The organism is Symbiobacterium turbinis (genome assembly GCF_055383075.1).
Genome location: NZ_AP042433.1, coordinates 1 through 15,953 on the forward strand (window position 1 = coordinate 1; position 15,953 = coordinate 15,953).

The 15,953-nt window shown below is 65.0% G+C and carries 7 protein-coding genes and 3 rRNA genes; 9 read left to right on the forward strand and 1 reads right to left on the reverse strand.

Going from position 1 to position 15,953, the window contains the following annotated elements; all coding sequences use genetic code 11:
• Positions 1-235: 235 nt before the first annotated feature.
• From ACZ45O_RS00005 to ACZ45O_RS00045, 9 genes are all read left to right on the forward strand, one after another.
• Positions 236-1,799: ribosomal RNA gene (locus ACZ45O_RS00005) — 16S ribosomal RNA — on the forward strand.
• Positions 1,800-2,265: 466 nt separating this feature from the next.
• A 23S ribosomal RNA gene (locus tag ACZ45O_RS00010) occupies positions 2,266-5,517 on the forward strand.
• Between the two features lie 124 nt (positions 5,518-5,641).
• A 5S ribosomal RNA gene (rrf, locus tag ACZ45O_RS00015) occupies positions 5,642-5,749 on the forward strand.
• Together the 16S, 23S and 5S rRNA genes form the textbook arrangement of a ribosomal RNA operon.
• Positions 5,750-6,096: 347 nt before the next feature.
• Positions 6,097-10,248, forward strand: coding sequence for a S8 family serine peptidase (locus ACZ45O_RS00020; protein ID WP_464854927.1), 4,152 nt, complete (start codon positions 6,097-6,099; stop codon positions 10,246-10,248).
• Positions 10,249-10,261: 13 nt separating this feature from the next.
• Complete coding sequence (locus ACZ45O_RS00025) at positions 10,262-10,843, forward strand: hypothetical protein (RefSeq protein ID WP_464854928.1); 582 nt, start codon at positions 10,262-10,264, stop codon at positions 10,841-10,843.
• 242 nt (positions 10,844-11,085) lie between these two features.
• Positions 11,086-12,417, forward strand: a complete 1,332-nt coding sequence (locus ACZ45O_RS00030) for an MATE family efflux transporter (RefSeq protein WP_464854929.1) — start codon at positions 11,086-11,088, stop codon at positions 12,415-12,417.
• 160 nt (positions 12,418-12,577) lie between these two features.
• A complete protein-coding gene (locus ACZ45O_RS00035; RefSeq protein WP_464854930.1) occupies positions 12,578-13,354 on the forward strand; it encodes an ABC transporter permease in 777 nt (258 codons plus the stop codon).
• 9 nt (positions 13,355-13,363) lie between these two features.
• On the forward strand, positions 13,364-14,068 hold the full coding sequence (locus ACZ45O_RS00040; RefSeq protein ID WP_464857594.1) for an ABC transporter ATP-binding protein: 705 nt from the start codon (positions 13,364-13,366) through the stop codon (positions 14,066-14,068).
• A gap of 12 nt (positions 14,069-14,080) precedes the next feature.
• On the forward strand, positions 14,081-15,163 hold the full coding sequence (locus tag ACZ45O_RS00045; protein ID WP_464854931.1) for an ABC transporter substrate-binding protein: 1,083 nt from the start codon (positions 14,081-14,083) through the stop codon (positions 15,161-15,163).
• Between the two features lies 1 nt (position 15,164).
• Here ACZ45O_RS00045 and pstB read toward each other — a convergent pair whose 3' ends face one another.
• Positions 15,165-15,953 (reverse strand): phosphate ABC transporter ATP-binding protein PstB, encoded by a 789-nt coding sequence (gene pstB, locus ACZ45O_RS00050; protein ID WP_464854932.1) that lies wholly within the window; start codon positions 15,951-15,953, stop codon positions 15,165-15,167.

Below are 15,953 nucleotides of genomic sequence, written 5' to 3' on the forward strand. Positions count from 1 at the left end.
AGAATGACTTCTTGCCGCCGGTTGGCGGCGGGCTCGGCCGGAGCGGCCGGGCCGGAAGCTTCCGGTGGAAACGAACGGCTGGAACGAACTGGCCGGTTGACACGAAGCCGAGAGCTTGCTAAACTGATAAAGCTGTCGCCTGACGGCAGCGGCGGTCTCGAACCTTGAAAACTAGACAGTGCAGAAGAGGAAAAGCCAAGCGAGCCGAGTACTTCAATCGAGCCAATCGAACTTTTCCACGGAGAGTTTGATCCTGGCTCAGGACGAACGCTGGCGGCGTGCCTAAGACATGCAAGTCGAGCGGGGCTTTGAGGCTTCGGCCTCAAAGCCTAGCGGCGGACGGGTGAGTAACACGTGGATAACCTGCCCTTTGCTCTGGGATAACAGGCCGAAAGGCCTGCTAATACCGGATAAGCTCACGGCCTCGCATGGGGCTGGGAGAAAAGGCGCTAGAGCGATTGGCGCTGGCAGAGGAGGGGTCCGCGGCCCATTAGCTAGTTGGTGAGGTAACGGCTCACCAAGGCGACGATGGGTAGCCGGCCTGAGAGGGCGACCGGCCACACTGGGACTGAGACACGGCCCAGACTCCTACGGGAGGCAGCAGTCGGGAATTTTGCACAATGGCCGAAAGGCTGATGCAGCAACGCCGCGTGAGCGAGGAAGGCCTTCGGGTTGTAAAGCTCTGTTGCCTGCGAAGAAGGGCCCTGTCAGGAAATGGGCAGGGTTTGACGGTAGCAGGCGAGGAAGCCCCGGCTAACTACGTGCCAGCAGCCGCGGTAATACGTAGGGGGCGAGCGTTGTCCGGAATTACTGGGCGTAAAGGGCGTGTAGGCGGCCTGTTAAGTCAGGGGTGAAACTCCGGGGCTCAACCCCGGGCGTGCCTCTGAAACTGATGGGCTTGAGTGCTCTAGAGGGCAGTGGAATTCCCGGTGTAGCAGTGAAATGCGTAGAGATCGGGAGGAACACCAGTGGCGAAGGCGGCTGCCTGGGGAGTAACTGACGCTGAGGCGCGAAAGCTAGGGGAGCAAACAGGATTAGATACCCTGGTAGTCCTAGCCGTAAACGATGAGTGCTATGTGTGAGGGGTATCGACCCCCCTCGTGCAGTAGTTAACGCAATAAGCACTCCGCCTGGGGAGTACGGCCGCAAGGCTGAAACTCAAAGGAATTGACGGGGGCCCGCACAAGCAGCGGAGCATGTGGTTTAATTCGAAGCAACGCGTAGAACCTTACCAGGGCTTGACATCCGCCGAATCCTGCAGAAATGCGGGAGTGCTCCTTCGGGAGAACGGCGAGACAGGTGGTGCATGGTTGTCGTCAGCTCGTGTCGTGAGATGTTGGGTTAAGTCCCGCAACGAGCGCAACCCCTGTCGCATGTTGCCAGCACGTAAAGGTGGGGACTCATGCGAGACTGCCGGTGACAAACCGGAGGAAGGTGGGGATGACGTCAAATCATCATGCCCCTTATGTCCTGGGCTACACACGTGCTACAATGGCCGTCACAGAGCGCCCCGAACCCGCGAGGGGGAGGCAATCGCTGAAAGGCGGTCTCAGTTCGGATCGCAGGCTGCAACTCGCCTGCGTGAAGTCGGAGTTGCTAGTAATCGCGGATCAGCATGCCGCGGTGAATGCGTTCCCGGGCCTTGTACACACCGCCCGTCACACCATGGGAGCTGGCAACACCCGAAGTCGGTGAGCTAACCCCGCAAGGGGAGGCAGCCGCCGAAGGTGGGGCTGGTGACTGGGGTGAAGTCGTAACAAGGTAGCCGTATCGGAAGGTGCGGCTGGATCACCTCCTTTCTAAGGAGCTTTCCCCCTGAGCAGGGGGAAGACTCCCAGGTCGATACTCAGCCCATCAAAACGGGATGAGGGGAACTGACGGCCGTTTGGCGGGCCGATTCTGCACTGTTTAGTTTTGAGGGTTCGAGAAGATGAGCGGTGGGCTGTGAGCTGTGGGCAGTGAGAGCTGCAGCAGATCAGGCTCGCTGATCGGTAAGCTGCTCGTTGAGCGGTGAGCAGTGGGCTGCTGGCTGAATGGCTGTGGCCCACGATTTGCAGACTCAACGGCGGCTACTTCTATGAACGCCTCAATTTCCAGGACTTGTGGGTTGTGGGTGAGCGGCGGAGCCGTTATACTCATAACTCCGGGTCTGCTGGGCAGCGAGCGGTGAGGGGTGGGCAGTGAGCAGTCACGGCCCGGCTCGGGCTCATGCTGTAGCAGCGTCGTACCTTGAAAACTGCACAGTGAACATGCGATTCTTAGCGAAATCAAGCTAGGAAGGGCACACGGTGGATGCCTTGGCGCCAGGTGCCGACGAAGGACGCGGAAAGCTGCGATAAGCCTCGGGGAGCCGCAAGCAGGCGTAGATCCGGGGATCTCCGAATGGGGCAACCCGGCTGGCGTAATGGCCAGTCACCCACAGCTGAATCCATAGGCTGTGCGGAGGGCACCGTCCGAACTGAAACATCTCAGTAGGACGAGGAAAAGAAATCAACCGAGATTCCCTCAGTAGCGGCGAGCGAACGGGGAGGAGCCTAAACCAGTGCCGAGCAATCGGCGCTGGGGTTGCGGGACGCCGAGAATGCGATGCCCGGAGTCTAGCCGAACCGGTCTGGAAAGGCCGGCCACAGAAGGTAAAAGCCCTGTAGGCGAAAGGCGAGGGGCCACAAGGCGGATCCCAAGTACCACGGGACACGAGGAATCCCGTGGGAATCCGGGGGGACCACCCTCCAAGGCTAAATACGCCTGGCGACCGATAGTGAACCAGTACCGTGAGGGAAAGGTGAAAAGCACCGCGGGAGCGGAGTGAAAGAGACCCTGAAACCGTGTGCCTACAAGCAGTACGAGCGCCATATGAGCGTGAGTGCGTGCCTTTTGCAGAATGAACCGGCGAGTTACGGTCACTGGCATGGTTAAGGGCCTCAGGCCCGGAGCCGAAGCGAAAGCGAGTCTGAAGAGGGCGTAGTCAGTGGCTGTAGACCCGAAACCCGGTGATCTATCCATGGCCAGGGTGAAGCGGGGGTAAGACCCCGTGGAGGCCCGAACCGATTAGCGTTGAAAAGCTACCGGATGAGCTGTGGATAGGGGTGAAAAGCCAAACGAACCGGGAGATAGCTGGTTCTCCCCGAAATAGCTTTAGGGCTAGCGTCGGCATGTGAGCTTGCTGGAGGTAGAGCACTGATTGGGCTAGGGGCCTACACCGGTTACCGAACTCAGTCAAACTCCGAATGCCAGCAAGTATGGCCGGCAGTCAGACGGCGAGCGCTAAGGTCCGTCGTCGAGAGGGAAAGAGCCCAGACCGCCAGCTAAGGTCCCCAAGTTCCTGCTAAGTGGTCAAGGATGTGGCGTTGTAGAGACAACCAGGATGTTGGCTTAGAAGCAGCCATCATTGAAAGAGTGCGTAATAGCTCACTGGTCGAATGACGCTGCGCCATAAATACTCGGGGCTAAGCAGGACACCGAAGCTGCGGGTGTGAGCGGTGAGAGGTGAGTGGTGAGCAGTGAGTGGGGTCCGGAGTTTTCAGGATCTGCGGGTGTACCAGCAGGGCTACGAACTGGCGCTGACGGTGCACCGGCTGACCCGTAGATTTCCGGCCCACGAACAGTTTGAGTTGGGACAGCAGTTGCGTCGAGCGGCCGTGTCCATCCCGGCGAACATCGCCGAGGGATTCGGTCGGCGCGATTCAGCCGCTGACTTCCGACACTTTTGCGGATTGCGTTGGGGTCTGCCAACGAGATTGATGCAAAGACTGCAGTGACCCACTACTCACTACTCACATCTCACTGCTCACGCGGTAGGGGAGCGTTCCATGCGGGCAGAAGCATGACCGGAAGGACATGTGGACTGCATGGAAGTGAGAATGCCGGTATGAGTAGCGAAAAGACAGGTGAGAATCCTGTCCACCGAAAGCCTAAGGATTCCTGAGCAAGGCTCGTCCGCTCAGGGTCAGTCGGGACCTAAGCCGAGGCCGAATGGCGTAGGCGATGGGAAACAGGTCGACATTCCTGTACCACCTACGGGTCGCTTGACCGATGCGGGGACGCAGGAGGCTAGGGGGACCCGGCCGTTGGTCGTGCCGGGGTAAGCGGGAAGCGTGGTCCGGCAGGGAAGTCCGTCGGACTAAACGTGAGCCGTGACGCCGACCGAATTGAAGTAGGGAAGCCCCTGACGCCACACTGCCGAGAAAAGCCGCTAGGGAGACCCGGGGTGCCCGTACCGCAAACCGACACAGGTAGGCGGGGAGAGAATCCTCAGGTGCGCGGGAGAACCCTCGCTAAGGAACTCGGCAAAATGCATCCGTAACTTCGGGAGAAGGATGGCCTTCCCTGGTGAGAGGAGAGACGCCTCAAAGCTGGGGGAGGTTGCAGAGGAGAGGCCCAAGCGACTGTTTACCACAAACACAGGTCAGTGCTAAGCCGGAAGGCGACGTATACTGGCTGACGCCTGCCCGGTGCTGGAAGGTTAAGGGGAGAGGTCAGGCCGCAAGGCCGAAGCTTTGAACCGAAGCCCCAGTAAACGGCGGCCGTAACTATAACGGTCCTAAGGTAGCGAAATTCCTTGTCGGGTAAGTTCCGACCCGCACGAATGGCGTAACGACTTGGGCGCTGTCTCAGCGAGGGACCCGGTGAAATTGAAATACCTGTGAAGATGCAGGTTACCTGCGATTGGACAGAAAGACCCCATGGAGCTTTACTGTAGCTTGGCATTGGACTTTGGTGGTGCGTGTACAGGATAGGTGGGAGCCTTGGAAACTGGGTCGCCAGATTCAGTGGAGGCGCCGTTGGGATACCACCCTCGCAGCATCGGAGTTCTAACACGGACCCCTGGATCGGGGTAGTGGACCGTGCCAGGTGGGCAGTTTGACTGGGGCGGTCGCCTCCCAAAAGGTAACGGAGGCGCCCAAAGGTCCGCTCAGGATGGTTGGAAATCATCCGGGGAGTGTAAAGGCAGAAGCGGGCTTGACTGCGAGACAGACAGGTCGAGCAGGGTCGAAAGACGGGCTTAGTGATCCGGCGGTACCGAGTGGAAGGGCCGTCGCTCAACGGATAAAAGCTACCCTGGGGATAACAGGCTGATCTCCCCCAAGAGTCCACATCGACGGGGAGGTTTGGCACCTCGATGTCGGCTCATCGCATCCTCGGGCTGAAGTCGGTCCGAAGGGTTCGGCTGTTCGCCGATTAAAGCGGTACGCGAGCTGGGTTCAGAACGTCGTGAGACAGTTCGGTCCCTATCCATCGCAGGCGCAGGAGATTTGACGGGATCTGCCCCTAGTACGAGAGGACCGGGGTGGACGGCCCGCTGGTGTACCAGTTGTCCCGCCAGGGGCACCGCTGGGTAGCCAAGGCCGGAACGGATAAGCGCTGAAAGCATCTAAGTGCGAAGCCGACCCGAAGATGAGATCTCCCATCCCGTGAAGGGAGTAAGGCCCCTGGAAGATGACCAGGTAGATAGGCCGGGAGTGGAAGCGGCGTAAGTCGTGGAGCAGACCGGTACTAATCGGCCGAGGGCTTGATTTCGCAAAGCATGTCGGCGTATACAGGGGTGCTGCTGCGCAGCACCTGCTGGCGCCGGGCGTCTTCGGGGGCTGCGCCCCCTGCAGACGCCTCACTGTACAGTTTTGAGGGTAAGACCTCAGCGTTTTTGGGTGGCGATACCGGAGGGGATCACCCGTTCCCATACCGAACACGGAAGTTAAGCCCTCCAGGGCCGAAGGTACTCCGCAAGGGGGAGAATAGGTCGCTGCCCAAACTAGTTTGGAGACCACCGCAATCACAGCGGTGGTCTTTGTCTTTATCCGAGCCCTACAGCCGGAGATCCGCGTGCGCAGCGCTGGTCTCCGGCTTTCTTCTGGTCAACGCTCAGCATTACGGTTTACTCCGTACGGGTGAACATGGCTTGTCTACTTACACCTGGACGCGTTTCGCAAAACACCCGCAAGACCTTGCCCTGTGCTGTACTCGGCTCCCGCCCCGGACCGGGCAACCTGGCACCGGCTCACCCGCATGGGTGAATTTTCCAGCGGGTGATTGAAAAGGGAGAATAAACAGTATAAACTTTCGCCGAACCCTAGTCTATCACGAACAGGGGGGTATTGAATGGGTGTAGGGAAGAGGCTGCTGTCCAGCGTGGTGACGGCCTCGATGCTGCTCTCTGTCGGCTCGGGCTTGGCGTTGGCCAATTCGCTGGATCCGCCCGAGCGGCCGGAGCTGGACGTTCCGATCGCAGAACGCTTTTCCACGAAGGCCGAGACGAAGGCAGAGCGTCAGCTGGAGAGGGGCGACCGCCTTGAGCGGCTGATCCGGCCAGAGGGCGTGCGCCAGTACTTCGTCGAACTCGAAGCGCCCTCCGGAGTCGAACTGCAGGTTCAGGCTCGCCAGCAGGGCCTGCGCGCGCAGAGCCTGACCAACGCGACCCGGGAGCACCTGAGGAGCATCGAATCCGCACAGCGGAACGTGATCCAGCAGATGCGGTCGGTGAGGGGCAGCCAGGGCAACGTCGAGGTCCTGTACCGGGTCAAGAACGTGCTGAACGGCATCGCGGTGCGCACGGATGAGGCCGGGGCGGAGCAGATTCGCCGGATCCCCGGGGTCAAGTCCGTTACGGTGATGGAACTCCACGAACGCGCCCACTTCGGCAGCGTGCCGCTTATCGGAGCGCCCGAGGTGTGGGAGAGCTACGGCGTCCTTGGTGAAGGCATTAAGGTCGCCGTGATCGACAGCGGTATTGACTATCTGCATACCAACTTTGGCGGCCCCGGTACCCCGGAGGCTTACGAACTGGACACGACGGAGCTGAACGAGTACTTCCCCAACGTGAAGGTGGCGGGGGGCTGGGACTTCGCCGGCGACGACTATGATGCCAGCTCCGACGATCCCAGAAGGAACACGCCGCGGCCGGACCCGAACCCGCTTGACTGCCCTGCGCACCTGGGCGGCGGTCACGGCACCCACGTGGCGGGAACCATCGGCGGCTACGGCGTGAATGCGGATGGCACTACTTACCAGGGGCCTTATGACGACAGCATTCCTCTGGATTCCATGCGCATCGGCCCCGGCGTGGCGCCGATGGCGGAGCTGTACGCCCTGCGGGTCTTCGGCTGCAGTGGCAGCACCGGCCTCACGGTTCAGGCGCTGGACTGGGTCGTCGACCCCAACGGCGATGGTGACTACTCCGACCGGATGGACGTGGCCAACCTCTCCCTGGGCTCGCTCTTCGGCGGTCCTGACGATCCCACTGTCCGCGCGGTCAACAACGCCGCCCTGGCCGGTGTGCTGCTTGCGGTCGCTGCGGGCAACAGCGGAGACGTCTACTACATCATGAGCAGCCCGGGTTCCGCGACCCGTGCCGTCACCGTTGCGGCCCAGGTCGATGCGATGGAAGTGGTGGACATGTTCCGGATCGATTCGCCGGACTCCATCGCGGGCCTGTATCCGGGCACGGTCGGCCAGAGCTTCGACTGGGCCGGCATGGAAGCGCCGGTCACGGCGCCGGTCGTCTATGACCCGGCCAACCCCGGCGGGTGCAGCGCGTGGCCTGCGGGGGCGCTGGAGGGCAAGATCGTCCTCGTCGACTGGGTGCCGGCCGGCTATGACACCTTCCCCTGCGGTTCGGCGGCCCGCGCCGACAACGCCGCTGCCGCCGGTGCGGTCGGCATCATCATGGCGGAGCCCACCCCCTACCTCACCGTGGCGATCGCCGGCAACGCCGCCATTCCCAGCATTCTGACCATCAGCGATGCGGCGGAAGCCATCAAGTCTGAGCTGGACAACGGGGTGGTCGCAACCCTGAGCAGCGAACTGCTCGGCGCAGGAAAGATGGAAACGCCTGAGCGGAACGACACGATCGCCGACTTCAGCTCCCGCGGTCCCGCCATCGGCAACGGGCTGAAGCCTGACATCGCAGCGCCCGGATTCACCATCTACTCGGCGCTGTCGGGCACCGGGTCGCTGGGCGCATCCTACAACGGCACCTCCATGGCCACGCCGCACATGGCGGGTGTGCTGGCCCTCCTCCGGGAGAAGAATCCCGACTGGACGGTGGAAGAGATCAAGGCCCTGGCCATGAACACCGCCGGCCATGACATCACCCACAATGAAGTCGCCGACCGGGTCGGCCAGAGCCGTGCGGGCGCCGGCCGTGTGGATGTGGCTGCGGCGATCGATCAGGAGGTCATCGCCTACAGCGCCGATGATCCCGGCGCCGTCAGCGTCTCCTTCGGCGCTGTGGAGGTGGTGGGCAGCGCCACCTTCGAGCGGCGGGTCAAGGTCGTGAACCACAGCAACCGCACGGTGACCTACCGCCCGAGCGTCGACATGTTCGCCGAGATTCCCGGACTGACCTACAGCTTCCCCGACGGTGACGTGACGGTGCCGGCAGGCGGGTCCGCCACCTTCCGGGTGCGGCTGACCGCTGACGCTTCACAGATGCGGGCCACCCACGACCCGACCGTCGCCGAGACCCAATACGGCTACGATCGCGTGTGGCTCCCGGAACACAGCGGCGTGATCCTCCTGAAGCCGATCAACAACGCCCCCGGCGCCAGGGCGACCTTGCGGGTTCCTGTCTACGTCACCGCCCGCCCGGCGGCGGACATCCGGATGGAACAGGAGAGCCTCACGTTCACCGGTGACCTCGAGTTCGACGCGCTGTACATGACCGGCACCGGCCTCGACACCGGCACATCCGTCTATGACTATACCTCCATCGTCACGCCGTTTGAGCTTCAGCACGTCGGCACCGTGGACAGCCTCGACAAGGCTGCCGGCATCGGCGCCAGCGCCATCTCGGCCGTGATCCAGTATGCCGGCGTGACCACAGACTCGCTCGCCGTTGCCTCCTGGGGACTCCCTCTGGATTTGAGTGAGCTCTACTTCGGCATCGTCGCCCATGCTGACTGGTCCACCTTTGCGCAGGAAGTCATGTACAAGGTCCAGGTGCGGCCTGAGGGCAGCAACGCGATCTACACCCTGGAGAACGACCGGGCCGCGGTCCGAGTCGGCAACTCCGTCGAAGCCACCGACATCCCGCTCGCCTGCACCGACTTTGGCTGCTACGTCGCGGCCAACGGTCTGGACCCCACAATCCAGTCGGGCATGTTCAACAACAACGTCATGATCCTGTCCGCCTGGGCGGATGAGATGGGCCTGACCAGCACGAACACCAGCTTCCAGTGGCGTGTGATTGCCGAGCACTGGCGGTACGGTGTGATCGATGAGACGCCGTGGTACCACTACGACATCGCCAACCCCGGCCTGGACTTCACCTACGCTGGTTACTACACGGGCCAGCCCACCTGGATCGCGCAGCCTGACTATGCCGTCCCGGTCCTCTACAACGCATCCGGCTACGAGGCGAACGGCTCCAAGGGCATCCTGCTGCTGCACAACCTCAACGCCAAGGGCAACCGTGCCCAGGTGGTGGGCATCAACGCCGTGCCTGCCAACACCGGCTTCGTCGAGTGGCCGGACGAGGTGACGTACGGCGATGCGCCCTTCACCGTCACCGCCGAGAACGAGCGGGCCATCATCGGCTCCCTCACGCAGGATATCTGCGAGGTCGGCGACACCGAGAACGGCACGGCCACGGTCACCCCGCTGATCGCGGGAGACTGCATCCTGCGGGCTCAGTTCACCGGTGACGAGAACTCCGCACCCTCGTTTGCGGACCTGGTCATCCCGATCAAGAAGGCTGAGCTCGTGGTCACGCCCAACTCCGTCACCCGGATGGTCGGCACCGAGAATCCGGAGCTGACCGGTACGGTCACCGGCTTCGTCGCCGGCGATGAGGAGCTGGTCGAGGTCCGGTACGCCACCGCAGCCACCGCGGCGTCGCCCGTGGGCAACTACCGGATCACGGTCCGCTTCGACGACCCCGAGGGGCGGCTGCCCAACTACAACATCACCATCCACGACGCCTTCGTCACGGTAGTGGACGAGCTGTCGGAGGTCGCCTTCGATCCGGACTTCGAGGACGTGCAGCCGGCTGAAGGGTTCGTCATCCAGTTCCAGTGGCTGGTCAACGGCGAGCCGGGCGAGAACCCCTCCGCGATGGTGCGCATCCTCGACGCGGCGACCGGGGCCGTCATCACCTCGTTCGTGCTGAATGGCGGCGGCCTCACCTTCGAGGACGGCTACTACCTGGTCGACTTCGACCCGCAGCGTTACGGCCTCAGCTCTGGCGATCAGGTGACCGTGCAGATCTACGTGAACCGGAAGCTGCAGGTGCAGAAGACGATCACGCTCGAATAGGGGGGGAGCGCGGATGAAGAGGCAGATTCTATGGCTGGCGACCGGCGTCACCATCGCGGTCTTTGGCGTGGGCGGCGCAACCTTCGCCCTGCTCTCGGATCAGTCGGCCCCGGCATCGGGAGACTTCGTGGCCGGAACGCTGAGGCTGGACGGCCGGCGCGGGGGCGGCGACACTGCCGAGGGGCCGATGTTCTACCTGGGCGGCGACCAGGGGCTGAACCCGACCGGCGAGTGGGCGCCGGGCGACTCCCAGAAGCGCTGGTTTGAGATTCAGAACGTCGGCACCCTGGCCGCCCGTATGACGAACATCTCCGCCTCGATGCCCGACGATGCCGATGCGACGCTGGTCGAACAGCTCTACGTAAGGGTCACGGACGAGTTTGGCTTCGAGGTGGCCGCCGGTCCGCTGAACGAGTTCCTGGCTCCGGGCGGCAAGCCCTTCGCCGGGCCGGCCATCGAGCTGGATCCGGGCGACATCCTCACCCTCACGTTCGAGGTCAGCCTGCCGCTCGATACGAACAACGACTTCCAGGCCACCAGCGCGGAATCCGTCACCTTCTCGGTCAGCGCTGAGCAGGTGAGGAACAACCCCTAGCGGGTGCGCGTGCCCCCGAGAGTGCGCCAGGCGCCTCTCGGGGGCTTCCCATGCGCTTGACACGCAGAGGAGCTCGTGTTATGGTAACGTAACGCTCCAGACGACAAAGGTTCGCCTGCGAGCCATGCGACTCGCCTTGCATGACCACCGTGTTTACGGTGGTCGTTTCTCTGTGCCTCCGCCATCGCGCCAAACGACCGGACAACCACTTCGAAGCACACGACGGAAAAGGAGAGAGCAACGTGCGCCAGCAGGTTCGCCGCGATCTCATCCACCTCGCGTGGCCGACGGCCATGGAGCAGCTGCTCAGCCTGGCCACGCAGATGATCGACATGGCCTTTGTCGGCCGTGTCGGCGCGTACGCCGTGGCCGCGGTGGGCGTGGTCACCCAGCCGCTCTGGCTCACGTTCGGCTTGGCGGGCGCGCTGGGCGTAGGCGTCATCGCCCTGGTGTCCCGCCTGAAGGGAGCGGGCGACGACCAGGGCGTGGAGCGGGCCGCCAGCACCGCGTCCTGGCTGGGGCTTGGCCTCGCCCTGCTGCTCGGGGCCGGGCTCTACTTCGGCGCAGCGCGGATCGTGACGGGGATGGGCGCACCGCCCGATGTGCACCCCTACGGCGTGCGTTACCTGCAGATCCTCGTGCCGGGGCTGATCGGCCACTACTGGTTCATCACCATGTCCGCGGCGCTGCGCGCTGTGGGCGAGACCCGCGTCCCGATGCGGCTGGCCCTCCTGGTCAATGTGGTAAACGTGGCGCTGGACTGGCTGCTCATCTTCGGCCACCTCGGCTTCCCCGCCCTGGGTGTGGTTGGCGCCGCGCTGGCCACCTCCATCGCCCGCTTCGTCGGTGCGCTGGGGCTCCTGGTCGTGCTTTTCCGGCGGCAGGGACCCGTCGCGCTCAGGTGGCGCACCCTCTGGCGGTTCAGTTCCAACCTGGCCGTGCGCATCGTGCGGGTGGCCAGCCCCTCGGCGGTGGAGCGGACGGCGGCCACCCTGTCGATGATCGTCTATGCCATCCTCATCAACCGGCTGGGCACCATCGCGATTGCCACCCAGCAGATCGCCTACGTCACCGAGGACCTGATCTGGCTGGTGGCCTTCGGCCTCGGCACCAGCACGGCCACGCTCATCGGCCAGTCGCTGGGGGCGCAGAACCCCGAGCGGGCGCGCCTCGCCATGCTCGAAGGCCTGCGCGTGGGCGGCATCTTCACGCTGGCGGTGGCGGCCAGCTTCCTCCTGGTCCCGGGGTTCTACATGCGCATCTTCACCACAGATGAGCAGGTGATCGCGCTGGGCACCATGGCCCTGCGGGTCGCGGCCCTGGCGGACATCCCCATGGGGCTGGTCCTCGTGCTGAACGGTGGCCTCCAGGGCGCCGGCGACACGCGCGCGGCGGCGGCCATCACCCTGCTGGGCAGCTGGGCCGTGCGGCTCAGCCTGGCCTACGTGATGATCGACATCTTCGGCTGGGGGCTCTTCGGCGCCTGGATCGCGGCCGCGTGCGACTGGGTCGTGCGGCTGGGGCTCTTCTGGATTCGGTTCACGCGCGGGCGCTGGCAGGAGATGGCCGTCTGAGGAACTCGGCTGCCCGCCCTAGTCCCGGGCGTTCCTCTGGTACATTCGCGCATCGCCCTAAGGGCTCCATTTCGGAACGGCTCTGGAGCCCTGCGCGGCGGTGCGCTACAATTTTCTTGGCGGAATGTGAAGGGGCGAACAAACGTCGGGAGGTGACCGTGTGGGGAGGCGGACAGCGGCTCTGGGGTGGGGGCTGCTCGGCATCGGCGCGAGCCTGGCCCTCTGGCACCTGATCGCGCTCCAGTACCCGCCCTGGGCGGTGCCCACGCCGGTGGACGTTGCCCGGGAGATGGTTCGCCTGTGGCGGCAGGGCGCGCTGCTCTCCGCGGTGGCCGTGACCACCGTTCGCACCCTGGCGGGCTTCGGCCTGGCCGTCCTGCTGGGCGGCGTGAGCGGCCTGATCGCGGGGCTGCTGCCGCCCCTCCGGCAGGCCCTGGCGCCGGTGGTCACCGCGATTCAGGGCGTGCCCCCGGTGGCCCTGATCATCGTGGCCCTGCTCTGGTTCGACGCCAACAGCTCGGCCCCCGTCTTCACCATTACGGTGGCCGTGCTGCCGATCATTTTCGCCGCGGCGCTGGAGGGCACCCGCGCCGTCGACCGCGGCCTGATCGAGATGGCCACCGTCTTCCGCACCCCCCGGCGGATGCTGGTGACCGACGTCTACCTGCCCCACCTGCTCTCCTATCTGTTCCCCGCGCTGGTCTCCGGGCTCGGCCTGGCCTGGAAGGTGGCGCTGCTCGCCGAGCTGATGGCCGGCAGCCGCACGGGGATGGGCGCCGGGCTCGGCGCGGCGCGCGTGGGCCTCAACGTGGCCGGCATGTTCGCCTGGATCGCCGTGGTGGTGATCCTCTTGCTGGCCATGGAGAACCTGCTGCTCCGGCCGCTGAAGCGCAGGCTGGAGCCCTGGCAGCGGGGCCGGGAAGGAGGTGGGGGCTGAGTGCTGACCATGACGGGCGTCGGCCACGCCTACGGCGGCCACCCGGTTCTGGCGGACATCGACCTCCGGCTGGGGCCGGGCCAGGTGCTCGCCATCGTGGGCCGCTCCGGCTGCGGGAAGACGACCCTCCTGCAGATCGCGTCCGGCCTCATCGCCCCGTCCCGGGGGCGGGTGGAGAACCGGTTTCGCCGCCCGGCCTACGTGTTTCAGGAGCCGCGCCTCCTGCCGTGGCGGACGGCCTGGCAGAACATCGCTTTCGGGCTGAAGGCGGCCGGCGCCTCCGCTGCCGAGCAGCGCCGGGTGGCCTCGGCGCTCATCGAGCGGCTCGGCCTCGCCGGCGCCGCGGACAAGTACCCCCACGAGCTGAGCGGCGGGATGCGCCAGCGGGTGGCCCTGGGCCGGGCCCTGGCGATCGAGCCTGACCTGCTCCTGCTGGACGAGCCCTTCGGCGCACTGGACCCCGGCCTGCGGGCGGACATGCAGCGGCTGCTGCTGGACCTGCTGGCCGAACGGCAGGTGGCCGCGCTCTTCGTCACCCACGACCTCACCGAGGCCGTCCGGATCGGCGACGAGCTGATCGCGCTCTCGCCCGCGCCGGGCCGCATCATCGCCCGGGTGCCGCTGGGGCGCACCCCGCGCACCGATGCCGACGCCTACGTCCACCGCACCGTGGCCGCGATCTGGCCGCAAGTGTCCGCAGCTTATCCCGACTAGGAGGAATGCCCTATGCGCGTCACACGATCTACCCTTCCCAGGCTGATCGCCTGTCTGCTGGCCCTCGGCCTGCTCTTCGGCTGCGCCCGGCCGGGGGCAGAAAGCCCGCCCGTCAACCAGCCGCAGACGCCGCCGGCCGCCGAGGAGACCCCGTCCGAGGGCACTGACCCCGCACCGGCCGCGGCGCCGCTTGAGCAGCTCATCCTGCAGGCGCCCGCCGCCCCGCCCTCCATCCTGCTGGCTCACCTGGCCACACAGGAGGGGCTGACCGACCTGGTCCCCGCGGTGGAGTTCCAGGCTTTCCAGAACCTGGACCAGCTGCGGGCCGACATGGTGAAGGGGGCGGTGCAGGTGGCCGTGGTGCCCACCTACGTGGCCGCCAACCTGTACCAGAAGGGGCTGCCGGTCAAGCTGCTGAACGTGGTCGTGTGGGGCCACCTTTCGGTGCTGACGGCCGACCCCGACATCAGCGGCTGGGAGGACCTGAGGGGCCGTACGGTCTACATCCCCTTCAAGGGTGACTCGCCCGACCTGATCTTCCGGACCGTCGCGCACCTGGCCGGCGTCCCGGAGGAGGAGATGGACCTGAACTACGTCTCGGCCGCCCCCGAGGCGCTGCAGATGCTGCTGGCCGGCAAGGCCGACGCCGTGGTGCTGCCCGAGCCCGTGGCGTCCGCCGCGATCCTGCAGGGCAAGCAGAAGGGGATCCCGGTGCGGGAGCTCTTCGAGCTGAGGCAGGAGTGGGGCCGGGTGACCGGTCGGGAGCCGGCCATCCCGCAGCTGGGCACCATCGCCGTGACGGACGTGATCGAGGGCCATCCCGAGGTCATCGCGGCCATCCAGGAGGGGCTGCAGGCCTCCGTCGCCTGGATACAGGAAAACCCCGCCGATGCGGCGAGGTTGGGTGAGCCTTATCTGCACGGGCTGAAGGCGCCGGTCATCGAGCGCTCGCTGGACCGCACGCCGTTCCGGTTCGTCCCGGCGGCCGAGGCCCGGGAGGACGTGGAGTTCTACTTCACGAAGCTGGCGGAGCTGAACCCCGAGATCATCGGCGGCGGCCTGCCGGACGACGGCTTCTACTACACCGGGGAGTAAATCAGCCGAAGCGGCCCGTGATATAGTCTTCCGTGCGCCTGTCGGACGGGGCGGAGAAGATCCGCTCCGTCCGATCCATTTCCACCAGGCGGCCGTCCAAGAAGAAGGCCGTGCAGTCGGAGACCCGGGCGGCCTGCTGCATGCTGTGGGTGACCAGCACGATGGTGTACTCCTGTTTCAGGCTGGTCATCAGCTCCTCGATCTTGCCGGTGGCGATGGGATCCAGGGCCGAGGTCGGCTCGTCCATCAGCAGCACTTCGGGGTTCACCGCGAGGGCACGGGCGATGCAGAGCCGCTGCTGCTGGCCCCCCGAGAGGGCCAGGGCGGGCTGCCGCAGCCGGTCCTTCACCTCGTCCCACAGCGCCGCCCGCCGGAGCGAGGCCTCCACGATGTCGTCCAGGTCGCCTTCGTACCCGTTGATGCGGGGCCCGAAGGCGACGTTCTCGTAGATGGACTTGGGGAAGGGGTTGGGCTTCTGGAAGATCATCCCGATGCGGTAGCGGATCGCCATGGGGTCGGCCCCGGGGGCGTAGAGGTCCTCGCCCCGGAAGCTGACGTGGCCCTGGATGCGGGCGTCGGGCACCAGGTCGGTCATCCGGTTGAGGCAGCGCAGGAAGGTCGACTTGCCGCAGCCGGAGGGGCCGATGATGGCGGTCACGGCTCGCTCGGGTATCGTCATGCTGATCTGATGCAGCGCCTGGTGGGCGCCGTAGAAGAGGTCGAGGTTCCGGACGACGAAGCCGCCCGCGCGAGAGTCCTGTACAGCCGGGCTTGCCAGGACGACGGCCAT